15 protein-coding genes are annotated in these 17,170 nt (G+C 73.6%); 6 read left to right on the top strand and 9 right to left on the bottom strand.

What is annotated here, in order from left to right:
• Nucleotides 1-112 precede the first annotated feature (112 nt).
• On the top strand, nt 113-868 hold the full coding sequence (locus FHX32_RS13700; protein ID WP_167181586.1) for a DUF998 domain-containing protein: 756 nt from the start codon (nt 113-115) through the stop codon (nt 866-868).
• Here FHX32_RS13700 and FHX32_RS13695 read toward each other — a convergent pair.
• A complete protein-coding gene (locus FHX32_RS13695; protein ID WP_167181584.1) occupies nt 846-2,249 on the bottom strand; it encodes an NAD(P)H-quinone dehydrogenase in 1,404 nt (467 codons plus the stop codon). The genes FHX32_RS13700 and FHX32_RS13695 overlap by 23 nt on opposite strands.
• Before the next feature lie 106 nt (nt 2,250-2,355).
• Between FHX32_RS13695 and FHX32_RS13690 the strand changes: the two genes are divergently transcribed.
• Nucleotides 2,356-2,811 carry a gamma-glutamylcyclotransferase family protein gene (locus FHX32_RS13690; protein ID WP_167181582.1) on the top strand — a complete coding sequence of 152 codons (456 nt, stop codon included), beginning with the start codon at nt 2,356-2,358 and terminating at the stop codon, nt 2,809-2,811.
• A 76-nt stretch (nt 2,812-2,887) separates the two neighbouring features.
• On the opposite strand, the gene FHX32_RS13685 is transcribed toward FHX32_RS13690, so the two are convergent.
• The 4 genes from FHX32_RS13685 to FHX32_RS13670 are packed head-to-tail and all read right to left on the bottom strand — an operon-like array spanning nt 2,888 to nt 6,237.
• On the bottom strand, nt 2,888-3,850 hold the full coding sequence (locus tag FHX32_RS13685; protein WP_167181580.1) for a GNAT family N-acetyltransferase: 963 nt from the start codon (nt 3,848-3,850) through the stop codon (nt 2,888-2,890).
• A gap of 41 nt (nt 3,851-3,891) precedes the next feature.
• Complete coding sequence (locus tag FHX32_RS13680; RefSeq protein ID WP_167181578.1) at nt 3,892-4,632, bottom strand: SCO6745 family protein; 741 nt, start codon at nt 4,630-4,632, stop codon at nt 3,892-3,894.
• A gap of 59 nt (nt 4,633-4,691) precedes the next feature.
• On the bottom strand, nt 4,692-5,603 hold the full coding sequence (locus FHX32_RS13675) for a hypothetical protein (protein WP_167181576.1): 912 nt from the start codon (nt 5,601-5,603) through the stop codon (nt 4,692-4,694).
• 4 nt (nt 5,604-5,607) lie between these two features.
• On the bottom strand, nt 5,608-6,237 hold the full coding sequence (locus FHX32_RS13670; RefSeq protein WP_167181574.1) for an MBL fold metallo-hydrolase: 630 nt from the start codon (nt 6,235-6,237) through the stop codon (nt 5,608-5,610).
• Nucleotides 6,238-6,354: 117 nt separating this feature from the next.
• Between FHX32_RS13670 and FHX32_RS13665 the strand changes: the two genes are divergently transcribed.
• Complete coding sequence (locus tag FHX32_RS13665) at nt 6,355-7,296, top strand: DUF4349 domain-containing protein (RefSeq protein WP_167181572.1); 942 nt, start codon at nt 6,355-6,357, stop codon at nt 7,294-7,296.
• Here the strand turns inward: FHX32_RS13665 and FHX32_RS13660 are convergent.
• Both FHX32_RS13660 and FHX32_RS13655 read right to left on the bottom strand, forming a co-directional pair.
• Complete coding sequence (locus FHX32_RS13660; protein WP_167181570.1) at nt 7,253-8,512, bottom strand: amidohydrolase; 1,260 nt, start codon at nt 8,510-8,512, stop codon at nt 7,253-7,255. The genes FHX32_RS13665 and FHX32_RS13660 overlap by 44 nt on opposite strands.
• Nucleotides 8,513-9,101: 589 nt before the next feature.
• Nucleotides 9,102-10,685 (bottom strand): methylmalonyl-CoA mutase family protein, encoded by a 1,584-nt coding sequence (locus FHX32_RS13655; RefSeq protein ID WP_167181568.1) that lies wholly within the window; start codon nt 10,683-10,685, stop codon nt 9,102-9,104.
• A 205-nt stretch (nt 10,686-10,890) separates the two neighbouring features.
• On the opposite strand from FHX32_RS13655, the gene FHX32_RS13650 reads away from it, so the two are divergent.
• Complete coding sequence (locus FHX32_RS13650) at nt 10,891-12,954, top strand: protein kinase domain-containing protein (protein ID WP_167181566.1); 2,064 nt, start codon at nt 10,891-10,893, stop codon at nt 12,952-12,954.
• Nucleotides 12,955-13,002: 48 nt separating this feature from the next.
• Entirely contained in the window at nt 13,003-14,670 is a 1,668-nt protein-coding gene (locus tag FHX32_RS13645; RefSeq protein ID WP_167181564.1) for a phospho-sugar mutase, read from the top strand.
• Between the two features lie 37 nt (nt 14,671-14,707).
• Here FHX32_RS13645 and FHX32_RS13640 read toward each other — a convergent pair whose 3' ends face one another.
• On the bottom strand, nt 14,708-15,385 hold the full coding sequence (locus FHX32_RS13640) for a GOLPH3/VPS74 family protein (RefSeq protein WP_167181562.1): 678 nt from the start codon (nt 15,383-15,385) through the stop codon (nt 14,708-14,710).
• Nucleotides 15,386-15,451: 66 nt separating this feature from the next.
• A complete protein-coding gene (gene upp, locus FHX32_RS13635; RefSeq protein ID WP_167181560.1) occupies nt 15,452-16,084 on the bottom strand; it encodes a uracil phosphoribosyltransferase in 633 nt (210 codons plus the stop codon).
• A 122-nt stretch (nt 16,085-16,206) separates the two neighbouring features.
• On the opposite strand from upp, the gene deoC reads away from it, so the two are divergent.
• On the top strand, nt 16,207-17,166 hold the full coding sequence (gene deoC / locus FHX32_RS13630; RefSeq protein ID WP_167181558.1) for a deoxyribose-phosphate aldolase: 960 nt from the start codon (nt 16,207-16,209) through the stop codon (nt 17,164-17,166).
• The last annotated feature ends 4 nt before the right edge of the window (nt 17,167-17,170 follow it).

Below are 17,170 nucleotides of genomic sequence, written 5' to 3'. Positions count from 1 at the left end.
CCACATCGGCGACCCGGAGTCGATCAAGCCCGACCTCTAGGGGTGGTCCCCGGGATCGATTTCGGTGTCCGGCCCCGATCCGTTTCGGGTGGTTCCGGCGGCAGGCTGAGGCATGCCTGGAACCCGGAACAGTGGCCTGCTGGCCCTCGGCGGGATCGCCCTGGCGGCGCTGCTCGCCGTGATCGGTCACCTCGAGGTGAACGAGGACCTGAATCCCTGGTCGCTGACCGTCAGCGACTACGCCGTCTCCGACCGGGGCGGCGTGATCGACGTGGCCATGGTCGTGCTGGCGGTGGCCACCGCCACACTCCTGCCCGCCCTGCGGCGGGCCGCCACGCCACCCGACGCCCGCCGACCCGACGCCCGCCGACCCGACGCCCGCCAGACCGGAGCCGGCCGGCTGGCGGAGGTGCTGCTCGCCGCGTGGGTCGGCGGACTGCTGCTCGCGGCGGTGGTGCCGACCAACGAGCCCGGGCTGCCCATGGACACCGCCGCCTACGTGCACCGGTACGCCTCGGTGGTCGCCTTCCTGGCGCTGCCGGTCGGCGGCTGGCTGCTCGCCCGCCGGCTGCCGGACTCCGCCGGCCGCTGGGTACGCGGGTTCGCCCTGGCCAGCCTGACCCTGGCGGCGGTGATGGTCTGGTCGGCCTACCCCGGCGACCGGGTGCTGCTCGGCCTGATCGAGCGGCTGCTCATCCTCGCCGAGGTGACCCTGCTCGCCACGGTCGCGCTGACCCTGCTGCGCCGCCGCGTGGAACACGCCGTCCGGGTGCCCGGCGCGACCGGTGTGCCGGGGTGGAACGCGCGGCACCCCAGGGCCACGATCGACGAGCCCCGGCGGCGGGTCACTCCAGTTCGTGGAGCATGAGCTGGCGGGCCGCCTCGCTGATCGAGCCGGACAGCGACGGGTAGATCGTGATGGTCTGGGCCAGCTCGTTGACGGTCAGGTTGTTCTCCACCGCCATGGTGATCGGCAGGATCAGCTCGCTGGCCTTCGGGGCGACCACCACGCCGCCGATCACCTGGCCGCTGGCCGGCCGGCAGAAGAGCTTCACGAAGCCGTCGGCCAGGTCGGCCATCTTGGCCCGCGCGTTGCCGGAGAGCGGCAACATCACCTGCCGGGCCGGCACCTTGCCGGCGTCCACCTCGTCCTGGGAGACGCCGACGGTGGCCAGCTCCGGGTCGGTGAAGACGTTCGCCGCGACGGTACGCAGCCGCAACGGCCGGACCGCCTCGCCGAGCGCGTGCCACATCGCGATCCGGCCCTGCATCGCCGCGACACTGGCCAGCGGCAGCACCCCGGTGCAGTCGCCCGCGGCGTAGATGCCGGGGACGTTGGTGCGGGAGACCCGGTCGACCGTGACGTAGCCGCCCTTGGCCAGCTCGACGCCGTACTCGGCCAGGCCCAGGTTGGCGGTGTTCGGGATGGAGCCGACAGCGATCAGCGCATGTGAGCCGTACACCTTGCGGCCGTCGGAGAGCTCGACCTCGACGCCGTCGTCGGTCCGGCGGACCGCGTCGGCCCGGGAGTTGTTCAGAATGCTCATGCCCCGGTTGCGGAAGACCCGCTCGATGGCCATCGCCGCGTCGGCGTCCTCGTGCGGCATCACCCGGTCGCGGCTGGAGACCAGGGTCACCTCGACGCCCATCGCGAGGTAGGCGCTGGCGAACTCGGCGCCGGTGACGCCGGAGCCGACCACTATCAGGTGCTCGGGCAGCTCGGGCAGGTCGTACACCTGGCGCCAGGTCAGGATGCGCTCGCCGTCCGGCACGGCGGTGGGCAGCTGGCGCGGCGTGGCGCCGGTGGCGATCAGCACCGTGGACGCGTCGATCGAGTACTCGGCACCGCCCTCGGCCGGCGTGACCACCACCCGGTGGGTGTGACCCAGCGTGTCCTCACCGAGCCGGGCGCTGCCGGCGACGAAGGTCACCCCGGCCTTGAGCAGCTTTGCGTGGATGTCGGCGGACTGGGCCAGGGCGAGCCGCTTGACCCGCTCGTGCACCGCCCGGGCGTCGACGGTGACCGCCTCCAGCCCGTCGGAGTGCACGCCGAACTCCTCGGTGTCCCGGTAGCCGGTCACCACCTCGGAACTGGCGATGAAGGTCTTCGACGGGACGCAGTCGGACAGCACGCACGCCCCGCCGGCACCCTCGGCCTCCACCACGGTGACATCAGCGTCCAGCTGGGCGGCGACCAGCGCCGCCTCGTACCCGGCCGGCCCCCCGCCGATGATCACGATCCGGCTCACAGCGCTCGCCCTTCGTCGATGCTCACAGTGACTTTCTTCTCCCGAACGCGTCCGACACGCACCGTCGTATTCTCCCCCACCCGCCGGCCGGGCTATCGTCATCGCCGTGCGTCATTACGCCGCCTACGGCTCAAACCTCGACCCCGCCCGGATGCGCGCCTACTGTCCGCATTCGCCGATGGTGGGCACCGGCTGGCTGGAGGGCTGGCGGCTCACCTTCGCGGGTGAGGACGTGATCGGCTGGGAGGGCGCGGTCAGCACCGTCGTCGAGTCCCCCGGCGACCGGGTGTTCGTGGCGCTCTACGACATCCACCCGTACGACGCCGCCCAGCTCGACGAGATCGAGGGGGTGACCTCCGGCACGTACCGCAAGCTGCACGTGCGGATCTCGACCCTCGACGGGGACGTCACCGCGTGGATCTACGTGTTCGACGGCTACGAGGGTGGGCTGCCCACCTCGTGGTACCTCTCGGAGATCGCGAACGCCGCCGAGAAGGCGGGTGCGCCGGACGACTACGTCACGGAGCTGCGGTCCCGTCCCACCGGCACCGCTTCGGCCTAGCCGCGCGTATCCCACGACCCACAGTCTGCTCCCAGCCGGGACCGGCCGACGAGGCGGCCCCGGCCAGGGTCGTCAATCACACACCGGTGGCCGGTACCACCCGCTCGTACATGTCCGTCCAGCGCACCTCGCGCAGCCCGACCGACCGGTAGAGGGTCACCGGGGCGGTCGGGTTGGCCAGGTCCACGCCCAGCCCGGCGTACTTGCGCCCCTTCGCGGCGTACGTCGTGAAAGCGCGCCACAGCAGGGCCGCGCCCACCCCGCGCCGTCGGTACGCGGGCAGCACCGACAGCGTCCGGACGAAGCCCTCGTCCTGGTCCAGCGCCTGGTCGGAGGACTGCAGCGCGCCGGCGGGCACCCCGTCGACCTCGGCGACGAACCACTCGTCCCAGAGCGCGCGGTGCGCGGGGATCGCCTCGCGCCAGCGGTCGAAGCCGGCCGGCTCGTAATCCGGGGTGTCCCGGAACGCGGTGTCGTAGATCTGGTGGAACTGCCGCAGGTCGGCCTCGTCGTCGGCGCGCAGCGGCCGGACCGCCATGCCCGGCGGCAGCGCCGGCTCGGCGGGCAGGTCGGACAGTTCGCGGCGCATCCGCACATACCGCTTGGCACGGTTGAACCCGGCCTCGGCCAGCTCGGCCGCCCAGCGGGTCTCCGGCGCGAACACCGCTGTACGTACGGTCAGCTCCGGCCGCCCCCGCTCGGCGGCCCGTTCGGCGATCCGGTCGAGCTGCCGGGCGAGCAGCGGCGCGCGCACCCCCTCGCCGCGCTCCGGGTCGACGTAGACCTCGACGAACTCGCGGCCCACGCCGGTCGGATTCGACAGGATCGCCCAGCCGACCACCGCTCCCTCGGGGTCGGTGACCAGCCACGAGTCGTGCCGCGGGTCGACGAAGGGCGCGGTGAGCGCGTCCCGCACGTCGTCGGCGTCGAAGTCGGGGTAGCCGACGGCGAAGGTGTCGGCGGCGTGCACCACCGCCAGGATCGCGTCGGTGTCGTCGAGGGTGGGACGGCGGGCCATCCAGCCGGCGGGGAGATTCACGGGGGCGATCCTGACAGGCCGGCCCGGGAAGCGCCGCCGAATTACCGGGGGATCAGGTGGGCCCGGGTGGCGGCGAGCAGCTCCAGCAGCTCGGTGCCGTCGGCCGGTCCGAGCGCCCCGAACGCGGCGGTGGTCAGCCGGTCGGTCACCGCCTCGGCCCAGAGCCGGCGTCGCACCAGCGGCCCCACCGGCGGGTACGGCGGCGGCCAGCCGCAGGCCACCGCCCCGGCTTCCCCCTCCGGCCCGGCCAGCACCGCCTCCAGCGGACTCATCCCGCTGGCCCGTACGGCGAGCAGGTGCGCACCGGTGAAGTGCTCCCGCAGCAGGCGCAGCCCGGCCGCGGCCCGGGCCCCCGGGGTCTGCCCCGGCACGGTCACCGCGCGCCAGGCGGCGAAGAGCGGCATGCCGCTGGCGTCGGCGGCGAGCACCGCGCGTTCGAGCAGGTCGGCGAGGCGTTCCACGGCGGGGAACGCGGCCAGCCGCTCGTCGCCCCAGCGGCAGCACTCGGCGAGGCTGGCGAGGGCCACCTCGAACGGCCGGATGGTCCGAGCCGCCGCGTCCCAGCCGTCGGCCACCGCGCCGGGTTCGATGAACCCGAGCGCCGCGGCCGCCGTCTCGGCCCGGACGTCGCCGAGCGCGCCGGCCCGGCCGGTGATGTAGAACGCCCAGCCGGAGATGCCGAGCAGCCGGGCCCGGCGCAGCGTGGTCGGGCACCGGGTGTACGCGTCGCCGAGTTCGAGCACGATCGGCTTGCTGGCCGCGGCGAGCTGTTCCGGCGTCATCCGCCCGCTCCCCGCCGTCCGCTCATCGGGGATCAGTGTGCCCTGCCCCGTACGCGTCGTCAGCCCCCCTCTTCGGCGTCCAGAGCCTCCACCGCCGCCTCCACCTCGCCAGTGCGGCGGCGGGCGGCGGTGAGCGACCGTTCGGCGGCGCGGCGGGCCAGCTTGGACCGGCTCAGTTCCTGCTCGGCGACCGCCCGCCGGCGTTCCAGCTCGGCCAGCTCCGCCTCGACGGCGTCCAGGGCGGCGGCCCCGTCGCGTTCGGCCGCCGCCGCGCCGGCCAGCTCCGCCTCCGCCCGCTCCTGTTCGGTACGCGCCTTCGCCAGCTCCTTCTCCAGCGCCCGGCGCTGCCGGGCCCGCTCCGCCCGGGCGGCCCGTTCGGCCTGTTCCGCCCGGAGGGCGGCCCGGTCCGGACGGCCGCGTTCCGGCCGGTGCGGCTCCGGTTCCGCCTCCTCCCCGCCGGTGACCAGCCGCAGCTGCGGCCGGGGCACCTCGCCGAAGCCGGCGTAGCTGGCCGCCCGCAGCAGCCGGCCGGCCCGGACCTGCTCGGCCACCTCGGTGTCGGAGAGCGCAGCGTGCAACGTCGCTTCCACCTCGGCCAGCGGCAGCTTTCCGGCCGGCGGCGCCCCGTCGGTCCGCGCCGCCAGCTTCCGGACCTCGCCGACCAGCGCGCCGACCACCGCCCGCCGTTGGGCGGAGAGTTCCCGCAGCCGGGGGCCGCGCAGCTCGCGCTGGGCGGACCGGAGCGCCTCGGCCAGCTGGGTCAGGTCGGCGACCAGTTCGGGACGGCGGTGGGCGAGCAGGTTGACCAGCCAGGCGGCCACGGTGGGCCGGCGCAGCTTGGCGATCTCCCGGGCGGTCTTCGGATCGCCGGCCTGGCGGGCCTCGGCGGCGGCCGCGTCGCGGGCCGCGACGAACCGGTCGGGCGGCGTGCTGTAGAGCTGCTGGACGAGGTCGCGGGAGGGGCCGGCCATCGCCTCAACCGTCGATCTTGGTGCCCGGCTCCAACCGCTGGTACTCGCAGTTGGACAGCGCGGTGTACTGCCGGTCGAGTACGCCGTAGCCGTTGCTGTTGAGCAGCGCGTCGTGCAGGGCGAAGGCGCGTCGCGGGGCGACCGCCCGGATGAAGTCGACCACCTCGGAGAACTTCGACCAGGGTGCGTGGATCGGCGCGAAGAGCGTGTCGACCTGCACGTCGTCGGGGACGACCAGCGAGTCGCCGGGGTGGTAGACGACGTCGTTGACCAGGTACCCCAGGTTGTCCACCACCGGGATGTCGGGGTGGATCACGGCGTGCCGCCCGCCGTAGGCGCGGACCGCCACCCCGGCGGCGGTGAACGACTGGCCCGCCTCGACCGGTTCGAGCGCCTCGGCCGCGTCGCCGAGGGTGCGGGCGAGTGAGGACGGCCCGTACACGGGCACCGGCCGCCGGTCGAGGTGGCGGACCAGCGCCTCCACGTTGACGTGGTCGGGGTGCTCGTGGGTGATCAGCACCGCGTCCGCCCCGTCCAGCGCCGCCGGCTCGCTGAACCCGCCCGGGTCGATGACCAGCACTCCCCCGTCGTGCTCCAGCCGCACGCAGGAGTGGGCGTACTTGGTGAGCTGCATCGTGACTCCTCGATTATCGAATCGTGACGTCCTGAGCGCAGTCTGCCGGAACCGACGTGCCGACGCGTCGCGTCTGAGCTATCGCCCCGGAGCGGGGCGGTGGAGGAAGGGACGGGGATGGACGGACGTAGAGCACGTTGCCGCGGGACGGCGCTGGTCGCGGCGGGTCTCGTCGCGCTGGTGGCCCTCGCGGGTTGCGGGAGCGGCGACTCCGGCGGCGCCCGGGACTCGGCGGCCGTGGCGCCGGGTGGGCAGGAGGCGGGTGCCGCGGCGGACCAGAACAAGGCCGGCCCGGGGGCGCCGGAGCAGGCCGGTGCCGGCGCACCGGACCTGCGGGTCGACCAGCGGGCGATCATCTACACCGGAACGATGCGGGTGCAGGTGGACGATGTGGACGCCGCCGCGCGGGAGGCGACCGCCGCGGCCACCCGGGCCGGCGGTTTCGTCGGCGGTGACGAGCGGCGCAGCTCGGCGGCCGACGCGGTGGCGGAGCTTCAGCTGCGGGTGCCGGCGGCGAGGTTCAACGAGGTCGTCGACGAGATCGCGAAGCTGGGCCGCCAGCAGCGCCGGGACATCAAGACCGAGGACGTCACCGAGGAGACGATCGACCTCGACGCCCGGATCACCAGCCAGCGGGCCCGGGTGGAGAGCGCCCGCCGCCTGCTCGCCCGGGCCACGTCGATCACCGACCTGGTGTCGCTGGAGAACGAGTTGGCCCGCCGCGAGGCGGACCTCGCCTCGCTGGAGGCGAAGAAGCGCCGGCTGGCCGACCTCACCGCCCTGTCGACCATCACCGTGTCGCTGGTCGGCCCGGACGCCACCACCGCCGAGGAGGAGCCGGAGACCGGCTTCCTGGTCGGGCTGGCGGGCGGCTGGAAGGTCTTCCTGGCCTCGATGACGCTGCTGCTGACCGTGCTGGGCGCGCTGCTGCCCTGGCTGATCGCGTTCGGCGTACCGCTGACGGTGCTGCTGGTGGTGCTGCGCCGGCGGCGGCGTCGCCAGCCGGCGCCGCCGGTCAGCGCGCCGCCGCCAGTGCCCGCAGCGCGGTCTGCACCATGACGCGTACGCCGACCGGGATGGCCCGCTCGTCGACGTCGAACGAGGCGCGGTGCAGGTCCACGTTCGGGCCGGAGCGGCCGACGCCGAGCCGGGCCAGCGCGCCCGGCACGTACTCCAGGTACCAGGAGAAGTCCTCGCCCCCCATGCTCTGCGGGGTCTCGGCGACGCCGTCCGGGCCGAGCGCGGCGGCGGTGGCGGCGGTCAGCACCTGGATGGCCCGGGAGTCGTTGCTCACCGGCGGGCGGCCACGCAGGTACTCCAGGTCGACGGTGGCGCCGGTCGGTGCGATGACGTCCCGGATCACCTGACCGACGATCTTGGGCGCGAGTTCCCAGGTGTCGCGGTCCATCACCCGCAGGGTGCCGGCCGCGCACGCCTCGGACGGGATGACGTTGTACCGGGTGCCGGCCGAGGCGTGGCCGAACACCAGCAGCAGCCCGCTGTTGGCCGGCACCCGGCGGCTCACCAGCGCGGGCACCTCGGTGATCAGCCGGCCGAGCGCGTCGACCAGGTCGACGGTCAGGTGCGGCCGGGCGGTGTGCCCGCCCGGCCCGGTCAGCCGGACGGTGACGTTGTCGGCGGCCGCAGTGATCGGGCCGACCCGCAGGCCGATCTGCCCGACCGGCAGGTTGGGGTCGCAGTGCAGCGCGAAGATCTGCACCACGTCGTCCAGCCCGCCGGCCTCGATGACCTCGAGCGAGCCGCAGGGCAGGATCTCCTCGGCCGGCTGGAAGATCAGCCGGACCCGGCCGGGCAGCTCGCCGCGGTCGGCGAGCTGGGCCAGCAGCATGCCCACGCCGAGCATGATCGAGGTGTGCACGTCGTGGCCGCAGGCGTGACAGACCCCGTCCACGGTCGACCGGTACGACACGTCCTTGACGTCGGTCAGCGGCAGCGCGTCGATGTCGGCGCGCAGCGCGACCACCGGGCCGTCCGGCCGGCCGTCGATGTCGCAGATGACCCCGTTGCCCTTGGGCAGCAGCCGCGGCTTCAGCCCGGCCAGGGAGAGCTCCCGGGCGACCAGCGCGGCGGTCTCGAACTCCTCGCCGGAGAGTTCGGGGTGCGAGTGGATGTGACGGCGGGTGGCGATCAGCCCGGGTACCCGGAGGGCGAGAAGGTGGTCCAGCTCGAACGGCAGGGGTTGGGACCCGGTGGGCGCCTCCGGCCAGGACGACGCCAGCTGGCTGCCCGTGGGCAGCGTCAACGCACTCGTCACGTCGAATTCTCGATCACTAGAGATGGATGGATCATCAGGAACAGCAGACAGCCTAGACCTCCGGCGGTGACGCTGCGCAACCTCGTTACGGTAGTGATCAGACCGCACAGCGTTACGAATGCCCTGCTGAGAGCGCTCGTAGATCTGCGGGACAGCAGGTAGATCGCGATTGAACGCCGTCATCTGCCCCACACCTCCTACAACGCGTAACCGTTTCGCGGGTCACGAAGTCGAGCGCCGACCTCGGGCCGTTGTTCCGAATTGTCGCATTAGTCGGTTCGATGAACTGACACTCCGACAATTACCCGACCACTCTCGGCAACGAGGCGTCGGCAGACGTTCACACGTCCGGGCACCATCCGACCGCACACGGTGTGCGTCCCCGATCACCCGGCCGGGATACCCGTAAACCTCCCCGGCACACGCCGCGGCCGGTAGGCCGCGCCGCCCGGGGCACGCGGGATCCGGCGGCGTCGCCAGGCCCGCTTCACGCCCGCGCCGCCGATCGGCGGCGGGGTACCTGCTGAAACTGTAGCGCCGCGCAGGTCGGCGCCGGGCCCGCCGGCGACCGGCCCGGACCCGCCGGCGCTCAGAACTGGTCGGACGGGCGGTACAGCCCCCAGACCTCCCGCAGCGTCCCGCAGACCTCGCCGACGGTGGCGCGGGCCCGCAGCGCCTCCTTCATCGGGTACAGCACGTTGTCCGTGCCGGAGGCGGCGGCGCGCAGGTCGGCCAGGGCCCGCTCCACGGCGCCCGCGTCCCGGGTACGGCGCAGCTCGGCCAGCCGCTCGGCCTGCGCCTTCTCGATCGCCGGGTCGACCCGCAGTGGCTCGTACGGCTCCTCGGCGTCGATGGCGAACCGGTTGAGCCCGACCACCACCCGCTCACCGGAGTCGATCTCCTGGGCGATCCGGTACGCCGACTGCTCGATCTCCCGCTTCTGGAAGCCGGCCTCGATGGCGTCGACCGCCGAACCGTGGTCGAAGACCCGGTCCATGAGTTCGGTCGCCGCCGCCTCCAGCTCGGCGGTCATCGCCTCCACCACGTACGACCCGGCGAACGGGTCGACGGTGGCGGTCAGGTCGGTCTCGTGCGCCAGCACCTGCTGGGTACGCAGGGCCAGCCGGGCGGCCTTCTCGGTGGGCAGCGCGATCGCCTCGTCGAAGCTGTTGGTGTGCAGCGACTGGGTGCCGCCGAGCACCGCCGCGAGTCCCTGCACCGCTACCCGGACCAGGTTCACCTCGGGCTGCTGGGCGGTCAGCTGCACCCCGGCGGTCTGGGTGTGGAAGCGCAGCATCATCGACTTCGGGTTCTTCGCGCCGAAGTCGTCCCGCATCAGCCGGGCCCAGATCCGCCGGGCGGCCCGGAACTTGGCCACCTCCTCCAGCAGCGTGGTGCGGGCGACGAAGAAGAACGACAGCCGGGGCGCGAAGTCGTCCACCGCCAGCCCGGCGGCCAGCGCCGCCCGGACGTACTCGACGCCGTTGGCCAGGGTGAACGCGATCTCCTGCGCGGGCGTCGCGCCGGCCTCGGCCATGTGGTAGCCGGAGATGGAGATGGTGTTCCACTTCGGCACCTCCTGCCGGCAGTAGCCGAACGTGTCGGCGACCAGGCGCAGCGAGGGCTTCGGCGGGAAGATGTACGTCCCGCGGGCGATGTACTCCTTGAGGATGTCGTTCTGGATGGTGCCGTTCAACGCCGAGCCGGGCACCCCGTTCTCCTCGGCCACCAACTGGTAGAGCAGCAGCAGCACGGAACCGGGCGCGTTGATGGTCATCGAGGTGGAGACCTTGTCCAGCGGGATGCCGTCGAAGAGCAGCCGCATGTCCTCGATGGAGTCGATGGCCACCCCGACCTTGCCCACCTCGCCGTGCGCGATCGGGTCGTCGGAGTCGTAGCCCATCTGGGTCGGCAGGTCGAAGGCGACCGAGAGGCCCATCGTGCCAGCGCGCAACAACTGGTGGTAGCGCGCGTTGGACTCGGTGGCGGTGCCGAAGCCGGCGTACTGGCGCATCGTCCAGGGCCGGGAGGTGTACATCGTGGGGTAGACGCCACGGGTGTACGGGTACTCGCCGGGGCCGCCCAGCCGGGAGTCCAGGTCCTCCGGGAGGTCGGTCGCCGTGTAGACGCCCTTGATCGGGAAACCGGACTCGCTTGACCGCCGTTCGCTCATTACCGGATGGTAGGACGAGCGGCGGCGCGGACGGGTGAGGGATACCGCACACTGCGTCGACGAAGGTCGACGGGAGGTGAACGTCCGGGCACGTACCGTCGAGTTCGGTAAACGTCCGCCGCGTCGGCTTTCGCATCGGGCGTCGGAACCCGCAAGATAGGGGGGTTGTGTCCCAGCCCCCTCGATTTCCCCCGGTGGCTTTTCTGTGACTCAGATCCCGACGTGGAGCGGCGGACCAGTCAGTCCCCCGACCGGACGCGCGGCACCCGGCACCACCATCGGTGGGCGCTACTCGCTGCGGTCGGCGGTGGGCAACGGCGGCATGGGCACGGTCTGGCGTGCCACAGACACACTCCTGCGCCGGGACGTGGCGGTGAAGGAGGTCGTCCTCCCGCCGGGGCTGGCGCCCAGCGACCGCGACGCCATGTACGAGCGCACCCTGCGCGAGGCCCGCGCCGCCGCGGCCATCCAGCACCCGGCCGTCGTGCAGGTCTACGACGTGGTCACCGAGGGCGGCCGGCCGTGGATCGTGATGGAACTGCTGGACGCCCGCAGCCTCGCCGACATGGTGATCGAGGACGGGCCGGTCGCGCCCCGGGTGGTGGCCAAGATCGGCATCGCGCTGCTCGGCGCGCTCGAGGTGGCCCACGCGATCGGCGTGCTGCACCGCGACGTGAAACCGGCCAACGTGCTGATCTGCTCCGACGGCCGGTGCGTGCTGACCGACTTCGGGGTGGCCCGGATGCCCACCGACGTGCAGCTCACCACGCCCGGGATGGTGCTCGGCTCGCCGCACTTCATCTCCCCGGAACGGGCCATGGGCCAGGAGTTCGGCCCGCCGAGCGACCTCTTCTCGCTGGGCGTGACGCTCTACACGGCGGTGGAGGGGCGGCCCCCGTTCGACAGGGGCGACCCGATCGAGACGATGCACGCGGTGGTCGAGGACCCGCCCGCCACCCCGCAGCGCAGCGGCCCGCTGACCCGGGTGCTGATGGGCCTGCTCGAGAAGGACCCGGGCCGCCGGCTGGACGTGCACACCGCCCGGGCCATGCTGCGCGAACTGCTCGCCGGCCCGCTGACCAGCACCGCGGCAGCGGTGAACTCGGTGACCGACCCCTACTCGGTGGTGCCGGTCCAACGGCCGGTGCCGGCCCCGCCGCCGGCCCAGCCGGAGCCGAAGCCCACCGGGCAGATCGGCGGCCGGGCGATGCTCGCCCCCGGCGAGTCGCTGACCGACCGGTTGGCCGCACTGCGCCGGGGCGAACGCCCCGGCCAGGCCGCCCTGTCGAGCGCCGCCGCGTTGGACGAGACCAGCGCCGACGCGCTGGCCGGTCCGCTGCACACGCCGACCGGCGCGATGTCGCCGCCGGCCGCGCCCCGCACCGGCCGCACCTACGGCGGCGCCGATGCCACCCAGCGGGTGGGCGGCGCGGAGCAGCCGGCCGCGACCCAGCGCGTCACCTGGGGCGTTCGGCCGGACGCGACCCAGGCGGTCCCCTACGCCGCCGCGCCGGACGCCACCCAGCGGGTGGGCGGCACCTACGGCGATGGCGCCCAGTGGTCGGTGCCGGGCACCGGCCAGCCGTGGACCACGCCGGTCGCCGCGCCCGCCGGCGGCGGCAGCCCGGTCGACCGGGTCCGCCGGGTCGGCGGGGAACTGGTCGGCACCGTCAAGAGCTGGCCCCGCAAGGTGCAGTTGGCCGCGGCCGGCGGGCTGGCAGTGGTGCTGCTGATCGGGGCGGTCGCCCTGTTCAGCGGCGGGGACGACCCCACGCCCCCGCCCCCGCAGGTCCAGCCCACCACCACCGCCCCGGCCGACCCCGGCGTCGAGATGCAGGAGCACTCCGCCCGGGGCGTCCGGGTGATGGTGCCCAAGGGCTGGGAGAAGGCGACCGGGGGTGTGTACATCGACTACGTCGATCCGGAGGACGACGGCCGGAAGGTGCGCATTCTCACCGAGAACTTCGGCGGTAGCAGTTCGATGCGCTGGGCCGAGATCGCCGAGGGCGGGTTGAAGAAGGCGAAGAGCTGCCCCAAGCCCTACTCCCAGATCTCGATGACGGAGCAGGAACTGGCCGGCAAGCAGGCGGCCGAATTCGAGTACACCTGCGGTGAGGGCGACACCATGCGACACGGCGTGTGGCGGGGCGTGGTCAGCAACGGGAAGATCTACTCGTTCTACCTGTCCGCGACCGACGCCCGGTTCGCGGAGAGCAAGCCGATCTTCGACGAGATGGTGAAGACGTTCCAGCTGACCGACGCCGGCTGAGGCCAGGGGAAGCGGACGGGGTGATCCGCCGGCGTGCTATCAAGAGGCATGCCGGCGGACACCACTGACATCGACGACATTCGCGAGCAAGCCCGGCGCTGGCTCGACGACGACCCGGACCCGGCCAGCCGGGCGGAACTCCAGGCGGTGCTCGACCGGCTGCCCACCAGCGCCCCGGAGCTGGCCGACCGGTTCGCCGGGCCGCTCGCCTTCGGCACCGCCGGGCTGCGCGGCCCGCTGCGCGCCGGGCCGAACGGGATGAACCTCGCGGTGGTCACCCGGGCCGCCGCCGGGCTGGTCGGCTGGCTCGCCGCCCAGGGTGGCTCCGGCCCGCTGGTGATCGGGTACGACGCCCGGCACGGCTCCCGCCAGTTCGCCGAGCGGACCGCCCAGGTGGCCACCGGCGCCGGCCGGCCCGCGTTGCTGCTGCCCCGCCCGCTGCCCACCCCGGTGCTGGCGTACGCGGTGCGCCACCTCGGTGCGGTGGCCGGGGTGATGGTGACCGCCAGCCACAACCCGCCGCAGGACAACGGCTACAAGGTCTACCTCGGTGCCGACCTGGGCGGCGAGCTGGGCGCCGGCGCGCAGATCGTGCCGCCGGCCGACGCCGGGATCGAGGCCGCGATCCGGGCCGTCGGGCGGCTGGCCGAGGTGCCGCTCGGCCCGCCCGGCCAGGTGCTCGGCGACGACCTGGTGGCGTCCTACGTGGAGCGGGCCGCCGCGGTGATCGCGCCGGACGGGCCACGGGATCTCGCCGTGGCGTACACCCCGCTGCACGGGGTCGGGGCGGCCGTGCTCACCGCCGCCTTCGCGCGGGCCGGCTTCCCGGTGCCGGGGGTGGTGCCGGAGCAGGCCGAGCCGGATCCGGCGTTCCCGACCGTCTCGTTCCCCAACCCGGAGGAGCCGGGTGCGGTGGACCTGCTGGTGGCGCTCGCCGAGTCGACCGGCGCGGACCTCGCCATCGCCAACGACCCGGACGCGGACCGCTGCGCGGTGGCCGTCCGGGACGCGGCGACCGGGTGGCGGATGCTCCGCGGCGACGAGGTGGGTGTGCTCCTCGCCGACCACCTGATGCGGCGCGGGGTGACCGGCCTCTACGCCACCACGATCGTGTCTTCGTCCCTGCTCCGGGCGATGTGCACCGCGCGGGACGTGCCGTACGACGAGACGCTGACCGGGTTCAAGTGGATCGTCCGGGCCGGCGGCGGGAGCGCCCCGCTGGTCTTCGGCTACGAGGAGGCGCTGGGCTACTGCGTGGCTCCCGACCACGTACGCGACAAGGACGGCATCACCGCCGCGCTGACCGTGGCCGAGCTGGCCGCCGGGCTGAAGGCGGAGGGCCGGACGCTCACCGACCGGCTGGACGAGCTGGCCGCCGAGTTCGGCGTGCACCACACCGACCAGCTCTCGGTGCGGGTGGACGACCTGCGGGAGATCGCCGCCGCGATGGCCCGGATCCGGGCGGCCACGCCCACCGAGCTGCTCGGCCACCCGGTCACCTCGGCGCAGGACCTGCTTCCCGGGGCCGACGTGGTGATCCTGCGCACCGCGGCCGCCCGGGTGGTGATCCGGCCCTCCGGCACCGAACCGAAGCTCAAGGCGTACCTCGAGGTGGTCGAGCCGGTCGCGGACGGCGACGTGGCCGCGGCGCGGGCCAGGGCGACGGAGGCCGTCGCCGCCCTCCGCACCGAGATCGCCGCCGCGCTCGGGCTCTAGCCGAGGTACGCCCGCGGGGCACCGGGCGACGGGCGGGTCAGCGGCGGGGGCCGAGAGCGGCGTCGACGGCCTGGCCGAGGGCGACGACGACCAGGCCGACGGAGGGGCGGACCACCGAGTCCTCCAGGCTGACCTCGCCGGAGAAGCCGGCGCCGCTGGCGATCTCCGCCAGCCGGCGGCGGGCGTCCGCGGTCGCCTCGGGGCTGATCCCGAGCGCCGGTTCCATCCGGAGCACGGCGACCAGGGTGGCCAGCGCGGCGGTGCGCTCGTCCGGTACGGCCCCGCCGGTGAGCGCCTCGGCGAGGCGGCGCCGGGTGTCCGCCTCCACCGACGGGTCCACCACCGGATACCGGTGCACGTGGATGAAGCCCAGCTCGGTCTCGTCCACGTCCCGCACCACGCCCTGGCGGCACAGGTCGCCGAGGATCCGGTCGCGCAGGCCGTGTCGCAGCCGCTGCACCCAGGACGACGGGGAGTGCGGGGTGTCCGCCGCCATCCGCTCCAGGACGGCGTCGGTGACCGGCTCGCCGGTGGGCGCCGGGTCGACCACCGTCAGCGCGCCCTCGGAGTACGCGATCCGGCCGGCCAGCGCCAGCTCGATCAGCACCGCCGCGGCCATCCCCAGGTCGAGGGTGATCCGCGGCATGGTGGCCTTGCCGGTCTCGTCGTCGTAGGCGAGGAGGAGCAGCTCTTCGGCGAGCGCGACACCTGTCATGGCCCGAGACGCTAGCCGGTGCGCGCACCCCACGCACGAACTCGGCGTGGGGCGCGCCCGGCGGGTTCAGAACCGGGGCATGCCGCCGAACTGGCGGTCCCCGGCATCGCCGAGGCCCGGGACGATGAACATCCGGTCGTTCAGGCCCTCGTCGATCGAGGCGGTGACCAGCCGCAGCGGCAGGCCGGACCGCTCCAGCCGGTCGATGCCGACCGGGGCGGCGAGCACGCAGAGCACGGTGATGTCGGTGCAGCCCCGGTCGGCGAGCAGCCGGCAGCAGTGCTCCAGCGAGCCGCCGGTGGCCAGCATCGGGTCGAGCACCAGCACCGGCAGCCCGGCCAGGTCCCGGGGCAGCGACTCCATGTAGGCGCGCGGCTCGTAGGTCTCCTCGTCCCGGGCCAGCCCGACGAAGCCCATCGAGGACTCCGGCAGCAGCCCGAGCGCCGCGTCGGCCATGCCGAGGCCGGCCCGCAGCACCGGCACCAGCAGCGGCGGGTTGGCCAGCCGGGTGCCCTCGGTGCCGGTGACCGGGGTCTGCACCGGGTACCGCTCGACCGGGAAGGACCGGGCCGCCTCGTACACCAGCATGGTGGTCAGTTCGTGCAGCGCCGCCCGGAAGTTGGCGGAATCGGTGCGCGCGTCCCGCATGGCGGTCAGCCGCGACTGGGCGAGCGGGTGGTCAATGACGAGTACGTCCACGGTCGCTCAACCTACCGAACCGGCGGCCCGGGCACTGCCGGTGCGGGCGGACCGGCGATCCCGCTCACCGGCCGGCGCCGTGACCAAGATCACTGGGCGGCCGGATGCGTAGACTTCCAGGCATGACGGCGACAGCGACGTCGGCCCGGTCGGATCTCTCCGAGCTGGGACGATCCGAGACCGCTCTGCGGACCTTCCTGCACGGCCTGCCCGGCGTGGACCAGGTCGGCGCGGAGCAGCGGGCGGCACAGCTCGGCACCCGCTCCATCAAGACCACCGCCAAGGCCCAGGCCATCGACCTGGCGATCCGGATGGTCGACCTGACCACCCTCGAGGGCGCGGACACTCCGGGCAAGGTGCGGGCGCTGGCCGCCAAGGCGCTGCGCCCCGACCCGGCCGACCCGTCCTGCCCGCACGTCGGCGCGGTCTGCGTCTACCCGGCCATGGTCCCGTACGTGGCCGAGGTGCTGCGCGGCAGCAACGTGCACCTGGCCAGTGTGGCGACCGCCTTCCCCTCCGGGCAGGCGCCGCTGGAGGTCAAGCTCGCCGACACCCGCGCCGCCGTCGAGGCGGGCGCCGACGAGATCGACATGGTGATCAACCGGGGCGCGTTCCTGGCCGGCCGCTACAAGGAGGTGTACGACGAGATCGTCGCCACCAAGGAGGCCTGCGGGGACGCCCACCTCAAGGTGATCCTGGAGACCGGCGAGCTGGCCACCTACGACAACGTCCGGCGCGCCTCCTGGCTGGCCATGCTGGCCGGCGGCGACTTCATCAAGACCTCCACCGGCAAGGTGCCGGTCGCGGCCACCCCGCCGGTGACCCTGGTGATGCTGGAGGCGGTCCGCGACTTCCGCGCGGCCACCGGACGGCAGGTCGGCGTGAAGCCGGCCGGCGGCATCAGGACCACCAAGGACGCGATCAAGTACCTGGTGATGGTCAACGAGACCGTCGGCGCGGACTGGCTGGACCCGGACTGGTTCCGCTTCGGCGCCTCCAGCCTGCTGAACGACCTGCTGATGCAGCGCACCAAGCTGACGACCGGCGTCTACTCCGGTCCCGACTACTTCACCCTGGACTGAGCGC

The sequence above is a fragment of the Micromonospora sp. CNZ280 genome (genome assembly GCF_011759515.1).
This window is presented reverse-complemented; position numbering and strand designations above follow the sequence as displayed.